General features: G+C 50.1%; 1 rRNA gene. It reads left to right on the top strand.

The window, feature by feature from the left end:
* Window positions 1–1,842 (top strand): 23S ribosomal RNA (locus tag HC728_RS19470); the annotation flags it as partial.

The following is a 1,842-nucleotide window of genomic DNA, read 5'->3' as shown; positions in this document are numbered from 1 at the left end:
TAAGCGTACACGGTGGATGCCTTGGCAGTCAGAGGCGATGAAAGACGTATTAACTTGCGATAAGCCCAGATTAGGTAGTAAAAACCATTTGAGTCTGGGATTTCTGAATGGGGAAACCCACGTGCATAAGCACGTATCACTACGTGAATACATAGCGTAGTGAGGCGAACCGGGAGAACTGAAACATCTAAGTACCCCGAGGAAGAGAAATCAACCGAGATCCCGAAAGTAGCGGCGAGCGAAATTGGGTTAGCCCTTAAGCTTTTAATGAGACAGGTGAAGGCTCTGGAAAGTGCCGCGATACAGGGTGATAGCCCCGTAACCGACATCTCATCATCAGTGAAAACGAGTAAGGCGGGACACGTGATATCCTGTCTGAATATGGGGGGACCATCCTCCAAGGCTAAATACTACTGACTGACCGATAGTGAACCAGTACCGTGAGGGAAAGGCGAAAAGAACCCCTGTGAGGGGAGTGAAATAGAACCTGAAACCGTGTACGTACAAGCAGTAGGAGCACCTTCGTGGTGTGACTGCGTACCTTTTGTATAATGGGTCAGCGACTTATATTCAGTGGCAAGGTTAACCGTTTAGGGGAGCCGTAGGGAAACCGAGTCTTAACTGGGCGTTCAGTCTCTGGATATAGACCCGAAACCAGGTGATCTAGCCATGGGCAGGTTGAAGATTGAGTAACATCAATTGGAGGACCGAACCGACTAATGTTGAAAAATTAGCGGATGACTTGTGGCTAGGGGTGAAAGGCCAATCAAACCTGGAGATAGCTGGTTCTCCCCGAAATCTATTTAGGTAGAGCCTCGGACGAATACTACTGGGGGTAGAGCACTGTTAAGGCTAGGGGGTCATCCCGACTTACCAACCCTTTGCAAACTCCGAATACCAGTAAGTACTATCCGGGAGACACACGGCGGGTGCTAACGTCCGTCGTGGAGAGGGAAACAACCCAGACCGCCAGCTAAGGTCCCAAAGTTATAGTTAAGTGGGAAACGATGTGGGAAGGCTCAGACAGCCAGGATGTTGGCTTAGAAGCAGCCATCATTTAAAGAAAGCGTAATAGCTCACTGGTCGAGTCGGCCTGCGCGGAAGATGTAACGGGGCTAAACTATACACCGAAGCTGCGGCAATACAGTTTACTGTATTGGGTAGGGGAGCGTTCTGTAAGCGGTTGAAGGTGCGTTGTAAAGCGTGCTGGACGTATCAGAAGTGCGAATGCTGACATGAGTAACGATAAAGCGGGTGAAAAACCCGCTCGCCGGAAGACCAAGGGTTCCTGTCCAACGTTAATCGGGGCAGGGTAAGTCGACCCCTAAGGCGAGGCCGAAAGGCGTAGTCGATGGGAAACGGGTTAATATTCCCGTACTTCTTACAATTGCGATGGGGGGACGGAGAAGGCTAGGTGGGCTTGGCGACGGTCGTCCAAGTTCAAGTATGTAGGCTGTATTCTTAGGCAAATCCGGGAATACACTAGGCTGAGATACGATGTCGAGCTACTACGGTAGTGAAGCCATTGATGCCATGCTTCCAGGAAAAGCCTCTAAGCTTCAGATTGTAAGGAATCGTACCCCAAACCGACACAGGTGGTCGAGTAGAGAATACTAAGGCGCTTGAGAGAACTCGGGTGAAGGAACTAGGCAAAATGGTACCGTAACTTCGGGAGAAGGTACGCTCCTAGCGGTGATGAGACTTGCTCTCTAAGCTGCCGGGAGTCGCAGATACCAGGTGGCTGCAACTGTTTATTAAAAACATAGCACTGTGCTAAATCGTAAGATGACGTATACGGTGTGACGCCTGCCCGGTGCTTGAAGGTTAATTGATGGGGTTAGA

Origin of the sequence: Aliivibrio sp. S10_S31 (assembly GCF_014694495.1) — a bacterium.
GTDB lineage: Bacteria > Pseudomonadota > Gammaproteobacteria > Enterobacterales > Vibrionaceae > Aliivibrio > Aliivibrio fischeri.
Note: the sequence above shows the minus strand (reverse complement) of the source record. Positions and strands in the feature narration are given on the sequence as shown.